Origin of the sequence: Pannus brasiliensis CCIBt3594, from assembly GCF_036688125.1 — a bacterium.
Taxonomy (GTDB): domain Bacteria; phylum Cyanobacteriota; class Cyanobacteriia; order Cyanobacteriales; family Microcystaceae; genus Pannus; species Pannus brasiliensis.
In genome coordinates this window covers 1-23,490 of the sequence record NZ_JBAFSM010000036.1, presented here as the reverse complement: position 1 = coordinate 23,490, position 23,490 = coordinate 1, and the positions used below count along the sequence as shown (strand labels likewise).

Annotated in this window: 21 protein-coding genes; 11 read left to right on the top strand and 10 right to left on the bottom strand. The window is 53.2% G+C overall.

Annotation, left to right across the window (positions count from 1 at the left end; translation table 11 throughout):
- Positions 1–309: 309 nt before the first annotated feature.
- The 3 genes from murC to V0288_RS17025 form a co-directional block, all read right to left on the bottom strand.
- Positions 310–1,701 (bottom strand): UDP-N-acetylmuramate--L-alanine ligase, encoded by a 1,392-nt coding sequence (gene murC, locus V0288_RS17035; RefSeq protein ID WP_422662004.1) that lies wholly within the window; start codon positions 1,699–1,701, stop codon positions 310–312.
- 301 nt (positions 1,702–2,002) lie between these two features.
- Positions 2,003–3,889 (bottom strand): ATP-dependent zinc metalloprotease FtsH2, encoded by a 1,887-nt coding sequence (gene ftsH2 / locus V0288_RS17030; RefSeq protein WP_332866338.1) that lies wholly within the window; start codon positions 3,887–3,889, stop codon positions 2,003–2,005.
- 276 nt (positions 3,890–4,165) lie between these two features.
- Positions 4,166–4,465 (bottom strand): hypothetical protein, encoded by a 300-nt coding sequence (locus tag V0288_RS17025; protein ID WP_332866337.1) that lies wholly within the window; start codon positions 4,463–4,465, stop codon positions 4,166–4,168.
- Positions 4,466–4,733: 268 nt separating this feature from the next.
- Here V0288_RS17025 and cax point away from each other — a divergent pair, with 268 nt between their 5' ends.
- On the top strand, positions 4,734–5,825 hold the full coding sequence (gene cax, locus V0288_RS17020) for a calcium/proton exchanger (protein WP_332866336.1): 1,092 nt from the start codon (positions 4,734–4,736) through the stop codon (positions 5,823–5,825).
- Between the two features lie 150 nt (positions 5,826–5,975).
- Here the strand turns inward: cax and V0288_RS17015 are convergent, their stop codons facing one another.
- The 3 genes from V0288_RS17015 to V0288_RS17005 all read right to left on the bottom strand — a co-directional run bounded on the left by V0288_RS17015 (position 5,976) and on the right by V0288_RS17005 (position 7,504).
- Positions 5,976–6,479 carry a MogA/MoaB family molybdenum cofactor biosynthesis protein gene (locus V0288_RS17015; RefSeq protein ID WP_332866335.1) on the bottom strand — a complete coding sequence of 168 codons (504 nt, stop codon included), beginning with the start codon at positions 6,477–6,479 and terminating at the stop codon, positions 5,976–5,978.
- A gap of 1 nt (position 6,480) precedes the next feature.
- On the bottom strand, positions 6,481–6,819 hold the full coding sequence (gene psb28 / locus V0288_RS17010; RefSeq protein ID WP_332866374.1) for a photosystem II reaction center protein Psb28: 339 nt from the start codon (positions 6,817–6,819) through the stop codon (positions 6,481–6,483).
- Positions 6,820–6,922: 103 nt separating this feature from the next.
- The gene (locus tag V0288_RS17005; protein WP_332866334.1) at positions 6,923–7,504 is read right to left on the bottom strand and encodes a hypothetical protein; all 582 of its coding nucleotides are present in this window, start codon (positions 7,502–7,504) and stop codon (positions 6,923–6,925) included.
- Between the two features lie 80 nt (positions 7,505–7,584).
- Between V0288_RS17005 and V0288_RS17000 the strand changes: the two genes are divergently transcribed.
- The 4 genes from V0288_RS17000 (at position 7,585) to V0288_RS16985 (ending at position 11,712) form a co-directional block, all read left to right on the top strand.
- The gene (locus V0288_RS17000; protein WP_332866333.1) at positions 7,585–8,232 is read left to right on the top strand and encodes a DedA family protein; all 648 of its coding nucleotides are present in this window, start codon (positions 7,585–7,587) and stop codon (positions 8,230–8,232) included.
- 67 nt (positions 8,233–8,299) lie between these two features.
- Positions 8,300–9,811, top strand: a complete 1,512-nt coding sequence (locus tag V0288_RS16995; protein WP_332866332.1) for a helicase C-terminal domain-containing protein — start codon at positions 8,300–8,302, stop codon at positions 9,809–9,811.
- Positions 9,812–9,843: 32 nt separating this feature from the next.
- A complete protein-coding gene (locus V0288_RS16990; protein ID WP_332866331.1) occupies positions 9,844–10,773 on the top strand; it encodes a lysylphosphatidylglycerol synthase domain-containing protein in 930 nt (309 codons plus the stop codon).
- Positions 10,774–10,914: 141 nt separating this feature from the next.
- Positions 10,915–11,712 carry an Rpn family recombination-promoting nuclease/putative transposase gene (locus V0288_RS16985; RefSeq protein ID WP_332866330.1) on the top strand — a complete coding sequence of 266 codons (798 nt, stop codon included), beginning with the start codon at positions 10,915–10,917 and terminating at the stop codon, positions 11,710–11,712.
- Positions 11,713–11,777: 65 nt separating this feature from the next.
- Here V0288_RS16985 and V0288_RS16980 read toward each other — a convergent pair whose 3' ends face one another.
- The 3 genes from V0288_RS16980 to V0288_RS16970 form a co-directional block, all read right to left on the bottom strand.
- On the bottom strand, positions 11,778–12,404 hold the full coding sequence (locus V0288_RS16980) for a cytochrome c oxidase subunit 3 (RefSeq protein WP_332866329.1): 627 nt from the start codon (positions 12,402–12,404) through the stop codon (positions 11,778–11,780).
- Positions 12,405–12,481: 77 nt separating this feature from the next.
- Positions 12,482–14,158: a cytochrome c oxidase subunit I gene (gene ctaD, locus V0288_RS16975; protein WP_332866328.1), complete on the bottom strand. Its 1,677-nt coding sequence runs from the start codon at positions 14,156–14,158 to the stop codon at positions 12,482–12,484.
- 204 nt (positions 14,159–14,362) lie between these two features.
- Positions 14,363–15,322, bottom strand: coding sequence for a cytochrome c oxidase subunit II (locus tag V0288_RS16970; protein ID WP_332866327.1), 960 nt, complete (start codon positions 15,320–15,322; stop codon positions 14,363–14,365).
- Between the two features lie 311 nt (positions 15,323–15,633).
- On the opposite strand from V0288_RS16970, the gene V0288_RS16965 reads away from it, so the two are divergent.
- Positions 15,634–16,551 (top strand): COX15/CtaA family protein, encoded by a 918-nt coding sequence (locus V0288_RS16965; protein WP_332866326.1) that lies wholly within the window; start codon positions 15,634–15,636, stop codon positions 16,549–16,551.
- A 13-nt stretch (positions 16,552–16,564) separates the two neighbouring features.
- On the top strand, positions 16,565–17,542 hold the full coding sequence (locus V0288_RS16960) for a heme o synthase (RefSeq protein WP_332866325.1): 978 nt from the start codon (positions 16,565–16,567) through the stop codon (positions 17,540–17,542).
- 130 nt (positions 17,543–17,672) lie between these two features.
- Here V0288_RS16960 and V0288_RS16955 read toward each other — a convergent pair whose 3' ends face one another.
- On the bottom strand, positions 17,673–18,254 hold the full coding sequence (locus tag V0288_RS16955) for a thioredoxin family protein (protein ID WP_332866324.1): 582 nt from the start codon (positions 18,252–18,254) through the stop codon (positions 17,673–17,675).
- A 1,363-nt stretch (positions 18,255–19,617) separates the two neighbouring features.
- Here V0288_RS16955 and V0288_RS16950 point away from each other — a divergent pair.
- From V0288_RS16950 to V0288_RS16935, 4 genes are all read left to right on the top strand, one after another.
- On the top strand, positions 19,618–20,805 hold the full coding sequence (locus V0288_RS16950) for a helix-turn-helix domain-containing protein (RefSeq protein ID WP_332866323.1): 1,188 nt from the start codon (positions 19,618–19,620) through the stop codon (positions 20,803–20,805).
- A gap of 16 nt (positions 20,806–20,821) precedes the next feature.
- Positions 20,822–21,490: a 4'-phosphopantetheinyl transferase family protein gene (locus V0288_RS16945; RefSeq protein ID WP_332866322.1), complete on the top strand. Its 669-nt coding sequence runs from the start codon at positions 20,822–20,824 to the stop codon at positions 21,488–21,490.
- Positions 21,491–21,521: 31 nt separating this feature from the next.
- Positions 21,522–22,652, top strand: coding sequence for a glycosyltransferase family 4 protein (locus tag V0288_RS16940; RefSeq protein ID WP_332866321.1), 1,131 nt, complete (start codon positions 21,522–21,524; stop codon positions 22,650–22,652).
- A gap of 175 nt (positions 22,653–22,827) precedes the next feature.
- Entirely contained in the window at positions 22,828–23,121 is a 294-nt protein-coding gene (locus V0288_RS16935) for a pentapeptide repeat-containing protein (RefSeq protein ID WP_332866320.1), read from the top strand.
- Positions 23,122–23,490 lie beyond the last annotated feature (369 nt).

The following is a 23,490-nucleotide window of genomic DNA, read 5'->3' as shown; positions in this document are numbered from 1 at the left end:
TTAGAGAAAGCTAGAGTCAGGACGAAAATACCTCGTAGTATAGCGTCGGGAATTCAGGTCTTACCCCGTCGAAGTAGAAAACGCTGTAAAACCCCAAAAATCGAAGCTATCGAATTCTTGAGAAAAAAACGGAAATTACGGGTTTTATCCGATAATCCTGTTTTCTCTCCCGCGATCGTGTCAGAATACGAGCGCGGATATCTTTTCCCGTTTTCCGGTCGCCCGGAGAAATCGGGATTTCCGTGACAGATCCTCTCGCGTCCGGAGAGGGTTTCCCTTCACCCCCCCACCTTCCGCGTCTTTTTCCGCCTACGCGATCCGGCTAGTCGTTAAGCTATAGAGAGAGAGCATTTCCGGGATAATTCCGTTGAGATTGCCCGCGCCTAGAAACATCGCCAGATCTCCGGGTTGTAGGATATCCTGTAAAAATTCGCCTAGAGAACTCAATTCGGGATGGTAGTGAACTTTCGGGTGATGTTGTCCCACCTCGATCGCCACCTGTTGACCGCTAACCCGATGCACGTTCACCTCGCCCGCGCTATAGATATCGGTGAGAACCACGATATCCGCGTCGCCGAAAGCGGTGCCGAATTCCTCTAAAAACGTGGCCGTGCGGCTGTAGCGGTGGGGTTGGAAGATAGCGATCGAGCGTTTGTATTGTTTTTGCTGGACTTTCAGTTTCGCCGCGGAGAGAGTCGCCCGCAGTTCGCTGGGATGGTGCGCGTAATCGTCGATAAAGGTGATCCCGTTGGCTTCCCCTTTAAACTCGAAACGGCGTTTCGCGCCCTCGAAGGTGGCGATCGCGTCGGCGATCGTCTCGAATTCTAAGCCTAGATAGCGGCCGATCGCCACCACCGCCAGCGCGTTACTAATATTATGTTGTCCGGGAATCTTCACTTCCATCACGCCGAGGTACTGGCCCTTCTCCCAGACCTCCGCTTTCATCATCCCGCGCTCGTAAATAATATCTTTAACCGTATAATCGGCGGATTTAGCCGGATCGAGGCTATAACTAATCGTCGGTTGGAAATGCTCGCGAATCGTCTCGCAATCTAAACAAGCTACTAATACCTCGCACTGATCGGCGAAGACGCGGAAAGTATCGACCACTTCCGAGAGACTTTGATAGTGATCGGGGTGATCCAGTTCGATATTGGTGATCACGCCGATTTTCGGGGAATGTTTGGTCAGGGAACCGTCGGACTCGTCCGCTTCCGCCACCAGATAGCGACCCTGACCGAGCCGGGCGTTTCCTTCCCACGCGTCCACCTCGCCACCGACGATAATCGTGGGATCGAGACCGGCTTCTAACAGCACGTAGGAGATTAAACTGCTGGTCGTGGTCTTCCCGTGGGTTCCGGCGACGGCGATGCTATCGTAGTCGGCGATTAAAGCGGCTAACACGTCGCTACGGTGAAAAATCGGGTATCCTAACTCTCTGGCCGCTTGATATTCCGGATTGCGATCGTTAATCGCGGTCGAGCAGATCACCTGCGGGATACAGTCGTGATTTTTGCCGTGACCGTTGCCGGGGTCGAGTACCGAGAGACGGGAACGGAATAATTCGAGATTTTTCGCTTCCTGGCGGTTGAAAACGTGCGCGCCGGCCGCCTGTAAGCGTTGGGTAATATGGCTAGGCCGTGAATCGGAGCCAGAGACCGGTAAATGACGCTTGGCGAGGATATACGCGAGCGCCGACATCCCGATACCGCCAATACCGATGAAATGGAAAGGTTGTCCGTTAAAATCTACCGTTTTCACTGTTGTCACTCCTGACTCCCACGACACTATTCTGGAAAATTCGACCGAACCTTGCCCGGTCAACTTTATGATAGGGGCTATTTCGCCAAAAAACAAAGAATTGCAAGGTAGTGTAGCAAATCCCTTGACGGGAAAATCGATTTTTTTCTCCCGATCGGGATTTTTATTTTCGATCGGGGAGAGCGGCCGTAAAAAATCGGATGAGCCTGAACCCACCCGATCGAATGTTCTTACCGTCCGCCTACAACTGGGGGACGAATTGTTCTTTTTCGGGAACGTGGGTGTACTCGGCGACGATCTGGCGGAATTCCGCGCCGTCGATCGTTTCTTTCTCGATGAGCAGATCCACCACCCGATCGATCACCTCGCGATTGTCCCGGACGATCTGCCGCGCGTCGCGGTGACAGAGTTCGACGATCGATCGCACCTGGTCATCGATGCGCGTGGCCACTTTCTCGGAATATTCCGATCGGGTCATCAGACCGCCCCCGAGAAACACCTCGCCGCCCTGACTTTCTAGCGAGAGAGGGCCGAGATCGCTCATCCCGAAACGCGTCACCATCTGGCGCGCCATTTCCGTCACCTGTTGCAGATCTCCCCCCGCGCCGGTGGTCACTTCGTCATAACCGAAGATTTCCTCTTCCGCCGCGCGACCGCCTAACGCGCCCTTGATCCGGGCCATTAACTGCGATTTGGTCGTTAACCCCTGTTCCTCGTTGGGGGTGAACCAGGTTAAACCCTGAGCCTGCCCGCGGGGAATGAGGGTGACTTTCTGCACCGGATCGTGGTCTTTTAACACCGTGCCGACGATGGCGTGACCGACCTCGTGATAGGCGATCAACCGTTTGCTCTTGCTATCGACGAGGGGAGTGCCTTCCATCCCGGCGATGACCCGATCGACGGCATCATCTATCTCTAGGATGGTAATCGCGTCTTTCCGACGACGGGCGGTTAAAATCGCCGCCTCGTTCAGTAAATTGGCCAGATCCGCGCCGCTAAAGCCGGGAGTGCGTCGGGCGATCGCCTCGATCGAGACTTCGGGGGCCAGTTTTTTATTGCGCGCGTGAACTTCGAGAATTTCCAGACGGCCTTTATAATCGGGGGCATCGACGATCACCTGGCGATCGAAACGACCCGGACGCATGAGCGCGGAATCCAGCACGTCGGGGCGGTTGGTCGCCGCGATGATAATAATGCCGGTATTGCCCTCGAAACCGTCCATTTCGGTCAGTAATTGGTTCAGGGTCTGTTCCCGTTCATCGTTACCGCCACCGATACCCGCGCCCCGTTGCCGGCCCACCGCGTCGATCTCGTCGATGAAGATCAGACAGGGAGCGTTTTCTTTGGCCTTTTTAAAGAGATCCCGGACGCGAGAGGCACCGACCCCGACGAACATTTCCACGAACTCGGAACCGGAGATACTGAAGAAAGGAACCCCGGCTTCCCCGGCGATCGCTTTCGCGAGTAGGGTTTTCCCGGTTCCGGGAGGCCCGACTAATAAGACTCCTTTAGGGATTTTCGCGCCGACAGCGGTAAATTTCTCCGGTTGTTTGAGGAAAGTGACGACTTCCTGTAATTCTTCTTTCGCCTCGTCGATTCCCGCCACATCATCGAAGGTGATCCCGGTTTTCGCTTCCATCTGGAAACGGGCGCGGGATTTGCCGAAGTTCATCGCCTGACCGGGGCCGCCGGGAATATTGCTAGAACGACGGAAGAGGAAGAAGAGGGCGGCGATTAAGAGGAAGGGGAAAATCAGATTGCCCAAGAAACCCCAGAGCGCGCTATCGTTACGGGCGGGATGCGCGTCCAGAGTAATATTCGTGTCGCGTAAACGGGCGATCAGATCGGGAGAGTTCGCGGGCAGATCGACCCGTAACCGTTGTACCCGGTCTTCTAGTTCGGGATCGATCGCCTGCACGATCGCCGTCCGGCCTCCCTCGTACAGATCCACGCTAACGACCCTACCCGCGTCCAGATATTCCAGGAAACGCCCGTAGGTCATGCGCGTGCTGGCGGTATTACTGCCGATGTTACTCGTGGCGGTCACGAATGTCCCCTGCCAGAGAAAAAAGCCGACGACAAGGGCGGGTAAAGACCACAGTAAAATCGTTTTCCAAGATATTTTCATGTTTGACCGGTGGTTCTAGAATAAAGAGTTTTCGATTATCTTATTTGGCGATTTTTGTCAAGACTATAGCTCCAGATATGCCAAATTTTTCGGAATCGTTACTACGTTCTTAACTAAATGTAACGTAATTCTCAGAATCGCGACAAGAAAGTTGAGGAGTTGGGTGTCGGGAGTGGGGAGATGGGGAAATTTTTTAGGGAAAAGGGGAAGGGGAAAAGGGAAAAGAGTTTTCTTAATCCTTTACCCTGTCACCTCCCTCACCTCCCTCATCTCCCGTTACTGGCTACTCTCGCGGATATGATCCATGATCTTCCGCTTGCGTCTGTCTTCTTCAGATTTGCTGACGAGATCGTTGAAGTCCTGACTACTCAGGGAGAGATGATCCATGACGCGCCGTTTTCGGTCTTGGGCTTTCGGGGTCGGGGAAGGAACGGGCGCGGGCGCGGGTACTACGGGTTCGGTCGGTACGGAAGCGGGTTCGGCGGAAGCGAAGGGTTTTTTCGGAAGGTAGCCCGCGCCGCCGGAACTTTGGGAGAGGTGATCGAGAATGCGTCGTTTGCGATCGTCGGTAGCCATAAAGCTGTGTGCGAGTCAGGTAACGTTTTGTAACTACTCACTATTGTTCAATATCGATCGGGCTTTGAGAAGGTTAGAAAGATAGAATTCGCGGGATTCCGTATATTCGGGGGCGATCGAAAAAATCGACAGCGCTTAAAGATAAAGGAAATTAGAGAGGGAGAGGGTTTCCCCGGTCGGATAACCGATAATGGGAAGGCCGATCGGGCGAAATAGTACCGGCTCCGTCCGCGCGAACGAAGCTTTCTCTTGACAGAATATCGATTGTATGGTTAATAAAAACACGTTGTTTGGCTTATTGCTCATCTTTATCCCGATCTCGATCGCCGGATCGTTCCTACACTGGGACGGGACGATCGTTTTCCTGAGCGCGTGTCTGGCGATCGTTCCCCTGGCCGGGTATATGGGCGAGGCGACCGAAGAGATCGCCGTTGTCGTCGGCCCCAACATCGGCGGGTTGATGAACGCGACTTTCGGCAACGCCACGGAATTGATTCTCGCTTACGTCGCCCTTAAAAGCGGCTTGATCGATGTGGTCAAGGCGACGATCACGGGTTCGATTATCGGAAATTTGCTCCTGGTGATGGGAGTATCGATGTTTCTCGGCGGATTACGTTACAAGGAACAGGAATTTCAACCGATTACCGCCCGATTGAACGCTTCCGCCATGAATCTCGCCGTCGTCGCTATCCTCTTACCGACCGCCGTTCAATACACGTCCGCGGGAGTCGGGGAAGCGGTGTTACAACGTCTCTCGGTGGCGGTGGCTTTGGTGTTGATTTTCGTGTATTGCCTGAGTTTGCTTTTTTCGATGAAAACCCATACCTATCTCTACGAGGTGGGGGTCGCGGATCTCGATGAAGATCCGGGGGAGGGAGTGAAGATCGAGATGCCCAATCTCTGGCTGTGGGTAGCAGTATTATTTGTCGTGACGATCGGGGTGGCGGTGGAATCGGAACTACTGGTCGAAACGCTGGAGGAAGCCACGAGCGAGTTAGGATTGAGTACCCTATTCACCGGGGTGATTCTCCTGCCCATTATCGGTAACGCGGCGGAACACGCCACCGCGGTCACGGTAGCGCTGAAAAATAAGATGGATCTCTCGGTTTCCGTGGCTGTCGGTTCGAGTATGCAGATCGCGCTTTTCGTCGCGCCCGTTCTCGTGATCGCGGGTTATTTTATCGGTCAGCCGATGGATCTCGATTTCAATCCCTTCGAGTTGGTCGCGGTCGCGGTCGCGGTCTGGTTGGCGAACTCGATCAGTAACGACGGTCGATCGAACTGGCTGGAGGGAATGTTACTCCTCGCGACCTACACCGTGTTAGCGCTGGCTTTTTATTTCCATCCGGTGACGAGTTAGGTGTGGGGGAGTTCGTGGGGAAAAGGGGAAAGGGGAAGGGGAAAAGGGGTAAGATCGCTTTTAATCTATCGATCTTTACCCGATTCTTTTGAAGTTACGCTTCGTTACGGTCTTTTTGGTGGATTACGCTTCGCTAATCCACCCTACGGTTTAACCTTTCATCTGTTGGACTAAATGCTTGATTTCGGGGAGAATTAGCTTTTCTAGGGCTAATTTGACGGCGTTGGTGGAGCCGGGGAGGGAAAAAACGAGAACGCCGCGATAACTGCCCGCGATGGCCCGGGAAGCGATCGCCCGCGAGCCGATTTCTGTATAACTTAAATAGCGGAAGATCTCGCCGAATCCGGGGAGGGTTTTTTCTAACAGCGGGACGAGGGCATCGTAAGTGGTGTCCCGCGGGGCGATTCCCGTCCCCCCGTTGAGGATCAGCGCGTCGATGTCGCCCCGATCGCCGATTTCTTGTAGTAAAGCTTGAATTTGATTCGGTTCGTCGGGAATAATCCGGTACAGGCCGATCCGATGACCCGATCGAGCGAGGGATTCTTGAATCTCCCGCCCGCTAGAATCTGTCTCGACGGTACGGGTATCGCTCACCGTGAGGACAGCGCAGGTAATCTCGATCGGGGCGAGGTCGGGATGGGGAATCGGGGACATATCACGAGGATTTGGTGAAACCCAGGCCGTTTTCGCTGGCGTAGCGTTCCATAAAGCGCATGAAACGATCCCATTCGGCGGGAGAATTTAAGTTGACCGTGGCCTCGATCGCTTTAGCGCGGCCGTTAATAAATTTGCCTTTCACCTCGCGGGTGACGATCTCGCCTTCCTCGTCGAGCAGGTACATCCCGGTGATTTCCTCGGTCTGTCCCTGTCCCAAGATCGCGGGTTCGTCGAAATAAAACTTCGCCGATCCCTTTTCGCCGTTTTTCGTGCGGCTCAAGCGGACATCGGGAACCACCGTTTCTCGTAAGCCTTTAGAAAATTGAATCTCTGCCATCTGTATAAAAATATCCTTGTCATCGAGAATACCGAATCTTTCCATCATCTCACAATCCGCCCGCTTTCCTTTCGTCGGGTCGGCGAGCGATCGCTCTCCGCTCTCAACTCCCGTATCGATCGATCTGTCGGAGCATTTTTTCAAATTCCCGCGGGTTTCGCAGGTATTTAAAGCCGAATTCCCGCGTGATGGTATCGTTGTCAAAATCTTTCGATCGATGCGTGAAAACGATTAGATCTCCGCTACCGTCAACATTATCGCGACGCTCGATCATCACCGATTCCCGCGGGAAAAAAGACTGGACGACGCGCGGGAAACCGGGTTTCAGAAGAATCGCCCTTCGATTCGTGATCGCGTAGATCGTTCCTCTCATTTCTAGCCAGTGAAGGATAGGAACCGATAGCGGCACGATCGCTATCAAAATCCCGAATATTCCCACGAATTCCCCGCTATTCCGAACCCAATTACTCATCGGATCGGTTGTTCTCGCCCCCCGAAGGGTCGTCATTTCCAGCCAACCGTACAGCCAGAAGGAGATAAAACCGAGCGCGAAAACTCCGGCGAGCGCGGTAATTACGGTGGAACGGATGAAAAAACGGGCGATCGGTTGTTCGATCCACTCGATCGATTCTCCCGGTTCCAGTTCTTTTTCGAGATTTTCGCGAAGATTAGACCTTTTCGCCATAAATTTACCATCGCGGTGAACTAAAGCTAGTATGCCCGCGGATAGTCTTCGTCCGATCGCCGGTCTCGAAGGATTAGAGAATGTGTTATTCTACTTTTTCTAGCCCTGACACCGCTTCACCTGTCATGCACTTCAGCTTACCTCCCCTGCCAGACCTTATTCGATCGCTCGGTTACTTCGGGGTATGGGCTTTTGTTTTTGCCGAATCGAGTATTATTTTCTTCTTGCCCGGCGATAGTTTGTTATTTACCGCCGGTTTTCTCACCTCGCAAGGTTTTTTAAATCTCTGGCTTTTGATTTTCGGCTGTTTTATTTGCGCTGTTCTCGGCAATAGTCTCGGCTATCTGACCGGGGAAAAGCTGGGAAAAATACTCTTCGCGAACGGGGGAAACTGGTTATTTCGCGAGAAACATCTCTTCGCCGCTCGCGACTTTTTCGAGCGTCACGGCAATAAGGCGATCGTTCTGGCGCGGTTTATGCCCGCTATCCGTACTTTCGCGCCGATCGTCGCGGGGATGACGGTGATGGAACGGAAAAAGTTTTCCTTCTATAACATCTTAGGCGGCTTCATCTGGACTTTCGGACTGACAATCGCGGGCTATTTTCTCGGCAAAGTCATTCCGGACGTGGATAAATATTTATTACCGATTATCGTGGGAATTATCGTTCTCTCGCTGTTACCCTCCCTGATCCATCTTTACGCCGCTCGGGGAAAATCCCGAAAGTAGCCGGGCGATCGAGCTACTATGTGTCTAGGGCCGTTCCCCGCCCGATCGAGACGAGTGGATAAGGCTGATGGTTTTATTAGAGGCAGAGGTTCATTCTTCCCTACTCGGTTTCTTACGGGAACGGGAACGGTTTCACTGGCAACATCATCTAACGATGGGGCGGCTGGTGGCGCGGGCTTTGCGTTTGCAACGATCGTCGCTCCTGCAAACGGGAACCACCCTCCACCGCTATTGTCTCAGTTATCTTACCCCCGCGCTGATGGGGAACGATCCGGCGATTCTCGTCGCGCCCGATTCGGAGTTAACGCGTCTTCTCGACGTGGAAATTCCGAAGCTAGAGGGATGGTTACAGACGGAGAAGGCGATCGTTCGGGGCGATCGCTGGCCGGGAGAGGATTTTCAAGGATTATTGTTAATCGAGCCGAAAGATTGGCTGGCCGATCGACTGTTATCGTTAGGGAGGATTCCCGATCGAATTCCCACGCTGATCGATCGGGCCGAGGAATTGGAAACGTGGACGGTGCATTTTCTGACGGGTTCGATCGCCCCGCGGGACTGGATCGAGGCGATCGAATCTTACCCCCGTCACGCGGAATTGATCCGATCGATTCAAGCGAAACTCGCGCGCAGTATTCTCTCCCATCCCCCCAATCCCTACGGTTGCTATCTCATCGACGCGACGGAACGCGAACATTTACAGTCGCTGTTAGAAGTATTAACCCCGGAATTGCCGATCGAATCCGCTTTTGTCCGTTTCTGGCGGAAGATGGGAGAAAATAACTATTTACCCTGGACTTCGGTGAATCGGGAGACGGGACAGTTTACTTTACAGATTAGCCCGATGGAAGTGGCGGGCGCGTTAAAACCGATCTGGCCGCGACAGCCTTTCGTGTTGATGGGGGGGTTTCTCGATCCGGAAAAATCAGCCGATCTCTACCGACAACAACACGGAGTAGGGGAAACGCTGACGGTAAAATTTTCCGCCGATCGAGAGAGCGAGTTCATTCATCTTTATCTACCGGAACGATTACCCGCGCCCAATACTCCCGAATTCCAGAGAATGCTAATCGAGCGGTCGCGGGAATTAATCGATTTTTTCGGCGATCGCTCCGGTTCGATCGTCTTGATTATCGAGGATGTTCCCCTACGGTCGCGGATCGCCACCCTTCTGGCCGCCGATTACGGTTCGCGGGTACAGGTGGAAAAAAACGCGATCGGCGCGAACGGGATTCTCGTCTGTGGCTGGCAATTCTGGCGGGAACATCAGGAGGATTTCCCGATCCCGCACCTTTTGATCGTCGCCACCCTTCCACTTCCCTCGCCGGAAAATCCCCTCGTGGCCGGACGGATCGCCTATCATAAACGACAGCATCGCGATTGGTTCCGTCTCTATCTCCTACCGACGGCGGTACGCGAGATCCAGCGCTCGGTTATGCCCTCTCGATCGGTTCGGGGGATCGTCGCCGTCCTCGATACTCGCGTCAACGCCCGCAGTTACGGGAAACAGATCCTCGCCGCCCTCGAACCCTACGCCCGCGTGAATTATCTCGACGAGCAGTTATTTAGCGAGGAGGATTGAGTATATTTGCAGTTTGACTTTTTGGATATTTTATGAAACGCCTGCGCCAATTTATCCCGATCGCCATCGCGCTCGTCTTGTTCGTTCTAGCGGTCGGGGCGATTACCGAAGAATTCAAACATTATACTTTCGCCGAGTTAGTGGCGAGTTTTAATAGCATTCCCACTACGAATAAGTTCGAGTCGATTGTCCTGATGGTTTTGGGGTATCTCTCGATGGCGGGTTACGATCTCCTCGGATTTCACTATATCGATCGATGGATTTCCCTGGGGAGAATTGTCCAGACTTCCTTTATCAGTTACGCGCTGGGAAACACGATCGGGATGACGATTTTCTCCGGGACGGCGATCCGTTATCGATTTTACTCTCCGGCGGGGGTGGGAACGATGGATATCGCCCGGGTGATCGGTTTTACCCATTTTAGTTTCTGGTTGGGAATGTTGGGACTCGGCGGTGTGGTTTATCTTTTCGATCCGCTGGACGTGCCGAAATTATTACGTTTACCCTTTGAAACCGCGCGTCCGGTGGGAGCGATTTTTCTCGGGATTCTCGTCGTCTATTTTTTCCTGGCGGCCTTCGTGAAAAAACCGTTACGGATCGCGAACGAGGAATTTTCCCTTCCTTCTTTACCCCTATCGATCGGGTTGATCGTCGTTTCTTTTGTCGATTGGGCGTTAGCGGCGGGGGTTTTATACGTTCTCTTACCCGATCACTATCCGATGTCCTTCATGGCGTTTTTCGCTTTGTATGTTTTCGCGATGACCGCGGGGGTGATTAGTAATGTGCCGGGAGGAGCGGGAGTTTTTGAACTGATCATGTTGAAATTACGACCGGAAACAGTCAGTCAACCCGATTTATTAGGCGCGTTAATCGCCTATCGCGGGGTTTATTATTTACTACCTTTATTGGTCGCCGTCACTTTGTTGATCGGCTACGAGATTCAGAGGAAAACGAGAAATTAAAGATTGTCTATAAAGATAAAATTCGCTCGATCGCCAGAAAAATTCTTCTATCGCTTACATTTCATCTCGCGAGAGACCTCGATCGATTTAGTCCGATCGCTCTGTCGGCGATAATTAGGTCATCACCTATTTTCCCTCTCGATGTTCGATAATATTTGTAAGTTTATCGCCGAAAACTTCCGCGACGATCTAGCGACTTGGTTACTCGGTTCTCCGGTACCTCTCAACGTCCTCGATCCCGCCGAATTAGCCGTCGATCCGATCCGTGCCGATTCGCTCATTTTCCTACAATCCGAACAATTAATCCTACATACCGAGTTTCAAACCGCTCCCGATCCCGATATTCCTTTCCGAATGCTCGATTATCGGGTGAGATTACATCGTCGCCATCCCCGGAAAGAAGCGCGGCAGGTAGTAATCTATTTACGGCCTACCGACTCCCCGTTAGTCCGACAAGACAGTTTCCATCTGAGGAATACGTCTCACACCTTCGAGGTGATCCGATTATGGGAACAACCAACGGAATCCTTTTTTAGTCTACCCGGATTGCTCCCGTTTGCCGTTCTCAGCGATACAGATAACCCCGAACAGGTATTAACGAGAGTATCGCGTTCTCTAGAAAGTCTATCCCCGAACCGGGTGAAAAGTAATCTCGCCGCCGCCTCCAGTATTCTCGCCGGGTTAGTATTGAATCGAGAGATCATCGATCGAATCTTACGGAGTGACATCATGAGAGAATCCGTCATTTATCAGCGAATTCTAGAGGAAGGCAGAGAGGAAGGCAGAGAGGAAGGCGAAGCTAGAGGGAGAGAGGAGAAAGCCCGACAGATCGCCCGAAAAATGTTCTTAGCGGGTTTTTCGATCGAGGAAATCGCCCGCTTGACCGATTTATCTCCCGCGATGCTGGAAGACTTACAACGGCAATCGCGCGAGCGTTAAAATTTTACTCTCTCACAAAAAAAGGACGATCTCATCGATCGCCCTCTCCTTCTCGGTCATGGAAATTAACTCAAAATATAGACGAGTAAAAACAGGATAATCCAGACCACATCGACGAAGTGCCAGTACAGTTCGGCCGCTTCGACCCCGAAATGCGATCGCGCGGAATAATGGTCTTTAGCGCGGGATCTCCATAACACCGAGAGAATCAGGAGTAGACCGAAGGTAACGTGTAGACCGTGGAACCCGGTTAACGCGAAAAACGCGCTCGTGAACACGTTCGTTTTCAAGCCGAATTCCGCGTGATAGTATTCGTAACCCTGACCGAAAAGGAAGGCGATTCCCATCAGCGCGGTGATACCGAACCACAACTGTAAACCGGAATTATTATTCTGTTTAATGGCTTTTTGTCCCATGTGCATGACGAAACTACTCGCCACCAGGACGATGGTATTGATGGTGGGCAGGGTTAAATCCAACTCCGGCGTACCCGCGGGAGGCCAGACGGGCAACATGGCGCGGTAGAACAAGAACGCGGCGAAGAGGCCGAAAAAGATGGCACTTTCCGCGACGAGGAAGAGAACCACGCCGAATAATCGATGATCGGGATGCCCGTGCGCGTGGTCGTGGGCCGAGGTTTCCGGGTGGTAATTCAGGGAGAGTTTGCTATCTTCGATCGCTGAACCTTGCATGACAACAATCCTTGTATGTTACGTGTAGGGGCGAGGTTTCCTCGCCCTATCCATAGCCGGTATTCACGGCGTTATTCTTATTTCGATTCCGCGCCCACTTCGGCGAGGAGATCCTGTACCGTTTCCTGTTCGGCCAGTTCCTCGGTATCGATACCGTAATCGTAGGGGCCGGCCCAGAGAACGGGGGCTTCCTCGAAATTCTCGATAATCGGCGGCGAGGCGGTTTGCCATTCCAAGGTTAACGCGCGCCAGGGATTGCGTCCCGCGGGAGCGCCTTTAAAGATACTCCAAACCATGTTAATCGCGAAGGGAATACTGGAAATCCCCAGAATATACGCCCCGATGGTACTGAGAACGTTCAGATCCGTAAATTGCGGGTCGTAGAGGGCGATACGACGGTTCATGCCCAGTAATCCCAACTCGTGCATCGGCATGAAGCTTAAATTCAAACCGATAAAGGCGAGAACGAAATGGATACGACCGAGGGTTTCGTTATACATCCGGCCGGTCATTTTCGGGAACCAGTGGTACACCGCGCCGAAAAGCGCCATCGCCGTTCCGCCGAATAACACGTAATGGAAGTGACCGACGACGAAATAGGTATCGTGGACGTGAATATCGAAGGGAACCGAAGCCACCATGATCCCGGTTAACCCCCCGATGAGGAAGGAGGATAGAAAGCCGACACCGAAGAGTAAAGGACTGTTGAGAGTGAGTTTTCCGCCCCAAATCGTCGCGCACCAGCTAAAGATTTTGATTCCCGTGGGAACGGCGATTAACATCGTCGCCGCCATGAAGAACATCCGCAACCAGCCGGGGGTTCCACTGGTGAACATATGGTGCGCCCAAACGATCAGACCGAGGAAACAGATGGCGAGACTGGAATAGGCGATCGCCCGATAGCCGAAAATCGGTTTTCGGGAGTGAACGGGTAATATCTCCGAAATCGTGCCGAAGAACGGCAAAATCATGATATAGACGGCGGGATGCGAGTAAAACCAGAACATATGCTGGTAAATGATCGGATCGCCGCCTCCCGTGGGATTAAAGAAACTGGTTCCCGCGATCAGATCGAAAGAGAGTAACACCAGCGCCGAGGCTAACACGGGAGTCGAGAGTAGGACGAGGGTGGAGGTGGCCAGCATCGCCCAACAGAACAGGGGCATACTGTGCAGGTCCATCTCCGGCATCCGCATTTTCAGGATCGTGGTGATGAAGTTAATCGACCCCAAGATAGATGACGTTCCGATCAACAGAATACTTAAAATCCACAATTCCTCGCCCCATTTGCCGCTGATCAAGCTCAGGGGAGGATAAGAAGTCCAACCCGATTGCGGCGCGCCGACGAAGAAACTGGCCAGCAATAATAGCCCCCCCGGAGGGTTCAGCCAGAAAGCGACGGCGTTGAGACGGGGAAACGCCATATCTTCCGCCCCGATCATTAACGGGATCAGAAAATTGGCGAAACCGGCACCGACGGGAACGATCCACAGGAAGATCATGATCGTCCCGTGCATGGTCATGAATTGGTTATAGAGTTCGGGGGAGACGAAATCGGGGTCGGGGGTAGCCAGTTCGGTGCGGAGAACTTCCGCGAAGGCTCCCCCGATAAAGAAGAAGAGAAAAGCGGTAACGAGGTATTGAATCCCGATTACCTTGTGATCGGTACAGAAGGTGAAGTAATCCGTCCACTTCCGGTGGTGGATCACTTCCGCCGTCGCCGATCCGGTGGTAGTTTCGGCTGATGTAGTCATATTCGTTCGCGGTTTCGAGGATTACAAAACGAAAGAGTTCGGTTTAGAGGAGGCAGGAGGCGAGTTTTTCAAAGCTTTTACTCCGGACAAAAACTTTTCCCCTACCGCCCGGTTTTTAGCCCGTTGGTTTCCGATCGAAAATCGTGTTTTATATCAGAGATCGAGCTTTTCGGTGGGTTACACGGTGCTAACCCACCCTACGGTTTAATGGTGGGTGTGAACTCGGGCGAGAATTTCGGTGTTGATGCCCATTTCTTGAACGTAGGGGGCGAGATATTGGCCGTCCGTTAGGTTGGTCTGGTTAACGGCGACGGTTTTATCGCTCTCCGTCTCGGCGATCGTGTTCTCTTGCACCCATTTGTCGTAATCTTCCGACGAATGAACGACGAAGCTGGATTTCATGCCGCCGTGGTAAGCCCCGCAGAGTTCGGCGCAGATGATGGGGTATTGACCGACCCGATCGGCCGTGAAAGATAGTACCGATATTCTACCGGGGATCACGTCCTGTTTGAGTCGCAGTTGGGGAACCCAGAACGCGTGGATCACGTCGCCGCCTTCCATATTCAGTTGTACGGGTCGGTTAACGGGCGCGTGTAGTTCCCCGGAAGTGATGCCGGTTTCGGGATAGGTGAAGATCCAGGCGTATTGAATCCCTTTGACGTTGACGACGAGGGGGTTCGCGCCTTCCGCGCCGTAGTCGGGGCCGATGCCGAGCGCGACCTGTCGATCGCCTCCCATCGCCATCATCGTGCCGTGTTGATGGCCGGACGATGCGACCGCGGGGGCGGCATCCCTAGAGGTGATCGGGTCGAGGCCGCCGATGTTGTTGTAGATCTCGAAACTATAGACGGCAAGAATAAAGACGATGATGGTCGGGATCGCCGTCCAGAAGATCTCTAGGGGAACGTTGCCCTCGATCGCCGGGCCGTCGGTCTGATCCCCAGGTTTGCGCCGGAAACGGATCACCGAGTAAATCAGAACGCCCTCTACTATGAAGAAGAGCCCCGTGGCGATCGTCATCATCAGGTTGAAGACGGCATCGATTTCTTTCGCGTCTTCGGAAGCGGCCACGGGCATTAATCCGTGATGTTGACCGTACCAAAGACTAATGAGAGTGATGACGATCCCGAGTACAAGAGTCAGGATACTACTAGGAATTTTCACGACCTTTTCAATAGCTATAGAATGCCTACTTACTTAAGGCTAAAACATGATTCCGGAATCGACGGAAATTTTTCGATCGATCTCTCGGGAATTTTAGAATTTCTTCGGGATCGACCGAGCGGAAGGTTATCTAAATTACCGATTTTCGATTTTCTTTGGGGTTTATGTAAAACAATGTAACGAGAATCCCCGCGATCCTAAAGAATCTCTAAAGGGTTTTACACGTCGTCAAAAAACTCGTTCAGAGTGATAACTAAAAGAGGCGAGAAAGCCAACAATTCAGACCTATCAATTGAGGACGATCGACCGCGATGACAGAATCTGTTTTCAACCCGACACCGCTCCGAGAACCCGGTAACGTCCGGGTTTGGATACGCCGCTTGGTCTGGAAGATCGTTATCGCCACCCTCGCCCTGATGGTGGTCGGTAGCGCCACGCGGGTGATGAACGCGGGTCTGGCCTGTCCCGACTGGCCGCTCTGTTACGGGCAGTGGATACCGAGCCAGCAGATGAATCTTCAGGTCTTTCTGGAATGGTTCCACCGTCTGGACGCGTCTTTAATCGGTTTCAGCACGATCGCCCTCGTGGGTTTATCCGTCTGGTATCGACGGGAGTTACCCGGATGGATGATTCCGAGTTCGATCGCCGCCCTCGCGTTGATTCTCTTTCAGGGCATCCTCGGCGGGCTGACGGTGACGCGATTACTCCAATTCGACATCGTGACCGCCCATTTAGGAACCGCTCTCCTCTTCTTCTCCACGCTGATCGTTATCGCCGTCTGTCTGACCCCCTACCGTTCCACGAACACGGCCGGATCTCTCGCTCCCGTCGGGGGCATCGCGACCGGACTGGTGTACCTGCAATGCTTGCTCGGCGGCTTGGTGGGTTCGCGTTGGGCGGCGCACCAGTGTTTAACGGCCTCCCAACTCTGTACGGTGATGAATAGCCATATTATCGGCGTTTTTCCCGCCACGCTCTCCGTTATCATCCTAGTTTTCCTCGCGTGGCGAACTCCCGCCCTCCATCCCGTCCTCCGTACACTGGCCTTCACCGCGGGCGCTTTGGTCGCCCTGCAAATCCTCCTCGGGATCGCCACCTTGAAACTGCATCTACAGGTGGAACCCCTGACGATTACCCACCACACGATCGGCGCTTCCCTCGTCGGAACCCTCGTCGCTTTTACCGCGTTCGCCGCGCGCGATCGATCGCTCTCCCCGACTAGCCTCTAAGGACTCGAACAAGATGACCGGAACTCAAGTTATTCGCCACCACGACAATTTTCTCCAAGTCGCCAAAAGCTACTATCAACTGACCAAACCGAGAATTATTCCCCTCCTGCTGATCACCACGGTCGCCGCGATGGGGATCGCCTCGAAAGGTTCGATCGATCCCTTCCTCCTCTGCGTCACCCTCTTGGGGGGGACCCTCGCGGCCGCGTCCGCCCAAACCCTCAACTGTATTTACGATCGAGATATCGATCACGCCATGCTCCGCACCCGCGCCCGCCCCATTCCCTCCGGTCGCGTCCGACCCCTCCACGCCCTGATCTTCGCTCTCGTTCTCGCGATCTGCTCACTAGCACTTTTTATCTTTTTTGTCAATACCTTGAGCGGACTATTAGCGATGTCGGGAATCGCCTTCTATATGCTGATCTACACCCATCTGCTCAAACGCCATAGCGTCCAGAATATCGTCATCGGCGGCGCGGCGGGTTCCATTCCCCCTCTCGTCGGTTGGGCGGCGGTGACGGGCGATCTCGGTTGGGTTCCCTGGATACTGTTCGCGATCGTTTTCCTCTGGACTCCCCCCCATTTCTGGGCGTTGGCGCTGATGATTAAAGACGACTACGCGGAGGTAGAGATCCCGATGATGCCGGTAGTCAAAGGCGAGAAAGAAACGGCGGATCAGATCTGGATTTACACGCTGATCGTGGTTCCCTTCACTTTCCTTCTCGTCTATCCCTTCGGCGCTTGCGGCATCGTCTACGGACTCATCGCCGGGGTGTTAGGGGTGAGTTTCCTGAAAAAAGCGTGGCAAGTGAAACAGCATCCTTTCGATAAAGATATCGCCCGATCGCTGTTTAAATTTTCCATTCTCTACATGATGCTGTTATGTGCGGGCATGGCGATCGATAGTTTCCCCCTGACCCACCAGTGTATCGCTCTAGTCGGGAACGGTTTTCACGCCTCGATCGAGCTATTCGCCCATCTGATCGGATAATTTTCTCTTGCTTGTCAAACCCTTGACCCTCCTTTTTCCGTTCCGGAGAGAGGGGGTTTTTTAGCGCGAGAACCGGCCGGCGCGATGATCGTCTCCCGATTCACGGGCGAAACGCTAACAGATCGATCGCCTAGCCATAATAGCTAGGTTCGTTACCCGGTTTCCATTTAATATTACAGCCGACACTGGGTTTCTGGTTGGTGGGAACGGGTTTTTTCGTTAAAACCGCCTCGATCGCCTGCCGTAAATCCTTACCCGTCACCGGTAAGCCGTTACTGGGACGGCTATCGTCTAACTGACCGCGATAGACTAATTTTCGATCGCCGTCGAAGAGGAAAAAGTCGGGAGTACAGGCCGCGGTGTAAGCTTTGGCGGTTTCCTGGCTCTCGTCGTAGCACACGGGAAAGCGAAAGTCACACGTTAGCGCCATGTTTTTCAGACTTTCGGGAGAATCATCGGGATATTTGCCCGCGTCGTTCGCGCTGATGGCGACAATGCCGAGGGCGCTATTCTCGTAATCTTTCCCGAGTCGGGTGAATTCTTCCCGGACGTGTTTGACGAAAGGGCAATGCTGACAGAGGAAAATGACGAGGAGCGCGGATTTCCCGGTGAAGGTATCGAGCGAGACGGTTTTTCCGGAAACCACGTCGGGTAGGGCGAAATCGGGGGCTTTCGTCCCCAGGGATAACATCGTTGATTCGGTAAGTACCATAGACTTCTCGCGGAATTCAAAAATTGTCGTGTGGTTAGGGAGCCAGGAGTCAGGAGGAAGAATATTATCGCTATAAATTGCAAAAAAAACTATTCACGCGGTATAGTTCCCGTTTTTGAGGTTTGTAGACCGTCAAAAACGAATCGCGCTTCGAGGTCTCCTGCCCCCCGGTCACGGATTCGAGAACTCTTGATTTTATAGCATTTTCCCGTCGGGGTCGGGAACTCTCCCCGGCGGGGTTTCCGTCGAGCGGAATCTCCCCTCTCACCGTTTCTCGCGTCCCCACCCGCGGGACCGGTTCCGTGACCGCCGATCCGTCCGTCGCTTTCCATAAGCCTCTCGCGGAATTATTAACGAGCAATTCGGTTTTTGTTATCTATCTTTAGAGGTAATTAAGATACGAGAGCGCGCCGTTTTCCGATCGCCGGAGGGGTTCCCCTCGATCGAGATCGATTTTCCCGTCGGCGAAGGCTGGCTCTGATGGGATCTCGCGAGTATTCTCCGGGAATTCCCGCGGGGAGTAAAGACGGTTACTCGATCGAGCGTTGTTTTTACCGACTCGAAAACGCGTTCGCGATCGTTGCCCGGAAAAATTGCCGTCTCGATCGAGTATCGCTCGGCTCGGGTTTTCCGGGAAAAGATCGGCGAACAATTCTAATTTGTAAAGAGGGCGCGAGGCTTTTGACTCACTTTTAGATACGACAACCGGATAAGATCGATATATAAACCCGCTTCGATCGCTCTATCGTTACGCGTATAAAAAACTTGTCGGAAGTCAGAAAATACCCGAATAGAGAGAGCGGCACCCCCGAGGTCGTGAAAGACATCGAAGCCTTATGGAGAAAGGTTTTTGCCTCGTTCGAGCCTGTTCTGAGCGAATATATCTTTCGATAGATGTTTGGATGTACTCGGGGATTTCTCGAAAAAGACGGTTTTTTCTTTTTTTCATAACCTATTTCTTGCGAGGGAGGCGATCGGGAAAAGCGGATTTCCCGTTTTAGGGACGGTTTTCGGTCTCTTTCGGCGGGAGAATTCAGCGGTGCGAGCGGCAAGAAATGTCCAAGTTTTCGAGAGTTCGATCGCCGGTTTTTCCATTCTCGAACCTGCCAAATCCGATCGCTTTAAAAAAGATTGACATTGGCTTTCTTTTTGACTACTATTTCTGTAAAAGATAATTGTAAATCGCCACGCAATGATTTTTCGCTCGCGCTCACCTCTACCCCTAGCTTGACATCCGGTTTCGGGAGCGGGTTAATGGCTACACCCGGAGACGGGTGGCGATCTGTAATTGCTGTCGATAAAAAGCATCGATATAAATCGATAGTCTATAAAATTCCAGAAAGCTGTATTAGGAGGCCCAATCGTGACCGTAGGTAAGTTCACCGAAAGATTGAAACATTTTCAAGATTCTCTACACGGGCTATATCGCGATGCCGCGTCCGGCGAGGTGGATAGCGAGCGCCTCCTCAGTGCCGCCTATAAAGAACTCGGGATCGCCTCGGAAGAAATGCAAGTGGCGATCGAGCAGATGACCGCCCAGGCGGAAGAACTAGCCAGCGCGAGAGCGCGTCTGGAAGTGGAACGTCAGTATTATAAAAGTATCTTCGATTTTCTCCCGGAACCCTATCTCGTGACCGACGAACGCGGCACGATCGTCCAGGTCAATCCCGCGGCCGCCGATCTCTTCAAAGTCGAGGCGGCGCGATTTTTGTTCGGAAAACCCCTAGAGGTCTTTTTAAGTCCCCGCGAGCGTCGGGAATTTCCCGCCAAACTGCTCCAGTTAGTGAGCGGGGAGCGGAGCCGACAGTGGCCGCTCACCCTGCAAACGCGTCAGGGGGAATTTCGCGAGGTCGAGGCCACCGTCTTCCCGGGCCGCGAGCTCTCCGGGGGGGGGATCACCCTACACTGGACCCTGCGAGCGGGTCAAGGGGGCGGTCGATCGAACGGCCTCGTCGATCGCCGCGATCCCCGTCTCTCCCGACCGAAAGCCGTGTACCATCAGGGGGAAAATATCCCGCTCGATCCCGCGAATTTCTGGTTAGTCTGTCAGGGATGGGTGAAATTAAGCACCATCGACGAGGATGGTGAGGTCGCCCTCGTGGGTTTGGTGGGGCCGTCGATGCCCTTCGGCAAGTGTATGACCGCTCTCCGGGGCTATCACGCGACCGCGCTCAGTGATATGGTGCAGTTAATCTCGATCGGGTCGGCGGAGATTAACGATTCCCCGACGATCCGCGAGATCGTCCTCCCCCAACTCCTCTCGCGTCTGTGCCAGACGGAATCGCTGTTAGCGATCTCCCGCTCGCGACAGATCCACGAGCGTCTCTACCTGCTCCTCGAATGGTTGCGGGCCAATTTCGGCCAACCGATCCCCGGCGGGCAACGCTTGAGCGTCCGTCTCACCCACCGCGAACTGGCCAGTATTTGCGGCACCACCCGCGTCACCATCTCCCGCCTGCTCGGTAAGATGAAAGAAGACGGTAAAATCGCCTACGATCTCGATCGTCATCTGATTTTCATCGACGAGGGCGATTCCCGATTACCCGCTTGAAATCCCCGCGACCGCGATGGGCGATCGACTCCCCGCTCCCGAAGTTCATCTCCACTTCGCCCGCCTCGACGTTCCCCCCGACGAAGTGGAGCGTTTTACCTGCCTACTTTCCCCGGACGAGATCGATCGGGCGAACCGTTACTATCACGATCGAGATCGCCGTCGCTTCCTGGTCGCCCGCGGTCGTTTACGGGAGCTACTGGGGGAATACGTCGGCATCGAGCCGGAAAAAATCGTTTTTTTCTACAGCGAGCGGGGGAAACCGAGTATCGGCGATTCCCCGCACTTTAATGTCTCCCACTCCGGCGAAATGGCTTTCTACGGGTTCGCCCGCGGCCGACGCGTCGGGGTGGACGTGGAACGGGTTCGATCGCTCTCCGATCTTTCTGGCTTGACAAAACGCTTTTTTTGTGCTAAAGAACACGAGCTAATCGAGAATCACCCGGAGAGAGAGCGGGTGTTTTTCCAACTGTGGACGGCGAAGGAAGCCTATCTAAAAGCGATCGGGACGGGAATCGCCGGGGGATTGAATCGGGTGGAAGTATCGATCGATCCCCTGCAACTAGAAAATGTCGGGGGGGATTGGAATGTATACACCTACCGGCCGGACGGGGACTATTTCGCAACCGCGGCGATCGAGGGGAACGGGTACGAGGTGAAAACCTTCGGCCTTTCCGCGATATGATCTCGATGGGAATTTTATCGGTCTGTACTCTATGCGAATCGCCCTCTTTACCGAAACCTTCTTACCCAAGATAGATGGCATCGTCACGCGCCTGAAACACACCGTCGAACACTTGGAAAGAGCGGGCGATCGCGTGCTGGTATTCTCTCCCGACGGGGGATTGCAAGAGTATAAAGGCGCGAGAATTCACGGCGTTTCGGGAATGCCGCTCCCCCTCTATCCCGAATTGAAAATGGCCTTTCCCCGTCCCTCGATCGGCCGGGCGATCGAAAAATTCAAACCGGATCTAATTCACGTCGTCAATCCCGCGATTTTAGGCTTAGGGGGCATTTATTACGCCAAAACGATGAATATTCCCCTCGTCGCTTCCTACCACACCCATTTACCCCAATACTTGCAACACTACGGGCTGGGTTCGCTAGAGGGGCTACTGTGGGAACTCTTAAAACTCGCCCACAATCAGGCGCGCTTGAACCTCTGCACCTCCACCGCGATGGTCAGAGAATTACGCGATCACGGCATCGAGCGGGTGGATCTCTGGCAGAGAGGGGTAGATACAGAACTTTTTCAACCGCATTTAAGCTCTCGATCGATGCGGACGCGGTTATCGGCTGGAAATCCCGACGATCCCCTCTTACTGTACGTCGGACGCGTCTCCGCGGAGAAGGAGATCGATCGCATTAAACCGGTTCTCGAAGCGATCCCGTCTGCTAGACTGGCGATCGTCGGTGACGGCCCCCATCGGGAAGCCTTAGAGAGCCATTTCGCGGGAACGAGAACGAATTTCGTCGGATACTTGCAGGGATTGGAACTCGCGAGCGCTTTCGCCTCCGCGGACGCGTTTTTATTCCCCTCCAGGACGGAAACCCTCGGATTAGTGTTACTGGAAGCGATGGCCGCGGGTTGTCCGGTGGTGGCGGCCGCGTCGGGGGGGATTCCCGATATCGTCACCGACGGGGAAAACGGCTATCTTTTCGATCCGAAGGACGAGGAAGGATTGATCACCGCGACGCGACGACTGTTAACCGCGACGGAAGAGCGGGAAAAACTGCGTCAAAACGCGCGTTTAGAGGCGGAAAAATGGAGTTGGAGTTCGGCGACCTCTCAATTACAGGATTTTTATCGAAAAGTCGTCCCGTCCGGCTTTTCGGTCGCGGCCTGAAGGAAGTTTCTCGCGGGAATTGAATTTTCTCGCCGGGAAACTCGCGCCCCTAAAGAATCTAGAAGTTTTGCTAAAATTCACGAGAATGCTTTTGAAATAGCCTAGCATGGTAGATAGAGCCTCGGATATTTTCGCTCTGAAGGCTAGTTAGTCGTCAAAAAACTAACGGGATGCCATGAAAACTTCCGAACTTTTGTGGTTATATCAGAATGGCTGGCGAGATTTCTCTGGAATTAACCTACGGGGAGCCGATTTAGCGGGACAAGATCTCTCGGGGGCGAATTTTAGTCATTGTCAGATACAGGGGGCGAATTTCCGGGGAGCGAACCTGACGGGGACGGAATTTATCGGCGCTCGATCGGGGGTACCAGTAGATTCGGATTGGCTCATTCTTTCGGGATTGCTTTTGTTATCGGTCAATTTTATTTATAGTCTTTGCTCTGCGTTTATCGGTTATCTGATTTATTAGATTGTTAAAAAATTCGCAGTCGAAGCCCTAGTAATATTAGCAATGTTAGGTGTATATTTGCTAATTTATTTCGAGAAAATTTTTGACACTAAATTGCGAAAAAATCCCTTAGTATTTCTATCTCTAACGGAAGCTCTAATGGTAGCTCCAATAGCATTATCTATCAAGTGTACAACTGGTTATATATGTCCCGAAATTGACATCGCCGCTCTTGTAGGCAGTCCTATATTTTGGTCTATGTCAGACCCTCTCTGGGGAACGATAGTTGGATTATTCCAGGTGGCGATAGGAGCGCCATCCCTTCAGGGTTTTTATTACAGCCTTTCTCAGATAGATGAGGTACAGTAGCAACAGTGTGCGAACCAATTA

Bases quoted from the DNA above. Each gene is read 5' to 3' on its own strand.
- murC (WP_422662004.1), bottom strand. From the start codon at position 1,701: ATGTCGGCGCTCGCGTATATCCTCGCCAAGCGTCATTTACCGGTCTCT.
- ftsH2 (WP_332866338.1), bottom strand. From the start codon at position 3,889: ATGAAAATATCTTGGAAAACGATTTTACTGTGGTCTTTACCCGCCCTT.
- V0288_RS17025 (WP_332866337.1), bottom strand. From the start codon at position 4,465: ATGGCTACCGACGATCGCAAACGACGCATTCTCGATCACCTCTCCCAA.
- cax (WP_332866336.1), top strand. From the start codon at position 4,734: ATGGTTAATAAAAACACGTTGTTTGGCTTATTGCTCATCTTTATCCCG.
- V0288_RS17015 (WP_332866335.1), bottom strand. From the start codon at position 6,479: ATGTCCCCGATTCCCCATCCCGACCTCGCCCCGATCGAGATTACCTGC.
- psb28 (WP_332866374.1), bottom strand. From the start codon at position 6,819: ATGGCAGAGATTCAATTTTCTAAAGGCTTACGAGAAACGGTGGTTCCC.
- V0288_RS17005 (WP_332866334.1), bottom strand. From the start codon at position 7,504: ATGGCGAAAAGGTCTAATCTTCGCGAAAATCTCGAAAAAGAACTGGAA.
- V0288_RS17000 (WP_332866333.1), top strand. From the start codon at position 7,585: ATGTGTTATTCTACTTTTTCTAGCCCTGACACCGCTTCACCTGTCATG.
- V0288_RS16995 (WP_332866332.1), top strand. From the start codon at position 8,300: ATGGTTTTATTAGAGGCAGAGGTTCATTCTTCCCTACTCGGTTTCTTA.
- V0288_RS16990 (WP_332866331.1), top strand. From the start codon at position 9,844: ATGAAACGCCTGCGCCAATTTATCCCGATCGCCATCGCGCTCGTCTTG.
- V0288_RS16985 (WP_332866330.1), top strand. From the start codon at position 10,915: ATGTTCGATAATATTTGTAAGTTTATCGCCGAAAACTTCCGCGACGAT.
- V0288_RS16980 (WP_332866329.1), bottom strand. From the start codon at position 12,404: ATGCAAGGTTCAGCGATCGAAGATAGCAAACTCTCCCTGAATTACCAC.
- ctaD (WP_332866328.1), bottom strand. From the start codon at position 14,158: ATGACTACATCAGCCGAAACTACCACCGGATCGGCGACGGCGGAAGTG.
- V0288_RS16965 (WP_332866326.1), top strand. From the start codon at position 15,634: ATGACAGAATCTGTTTTCAACCCGACACCGCTCCGAGAACCCGGTAAC.
- V0288_RS16960 (WP_332866325.1), top strand. From the start codon at position 16,565: ATGACCGGAACTCAAGTTATTCGCCACCACGACAATTTTCTCCAAGTC.
- V0288_RS16955 (WP_332866324.1), bottom strand. From the start codon at position 18,254: ATGGTACTTACCGAATCAACGATGTTATCCCTGGGGACGAAAGCCCCC.
- V0288_RS16945 (WP_332866322.1), top strand. From the start codon at position 20,822: ATGGGCGATCGACTCCCCGCTCCCGAAGTTCATCTCCACTTCGCCCGC.
- V0288_RS16940 (WP_332866321.1), top strand. From the start codon at position 21,522: ATGCGAATCGCCCTCTTTACCGAAACCTTCTTACCCAAGATAGATGGC.
- V0288_RS16935 (WP_332866320.1), top strand. From the start codon at position 22,828: ATGAAAACTTCCGAACTTTTGTGGTTATATCAGAATGGCTGGCGAGAT.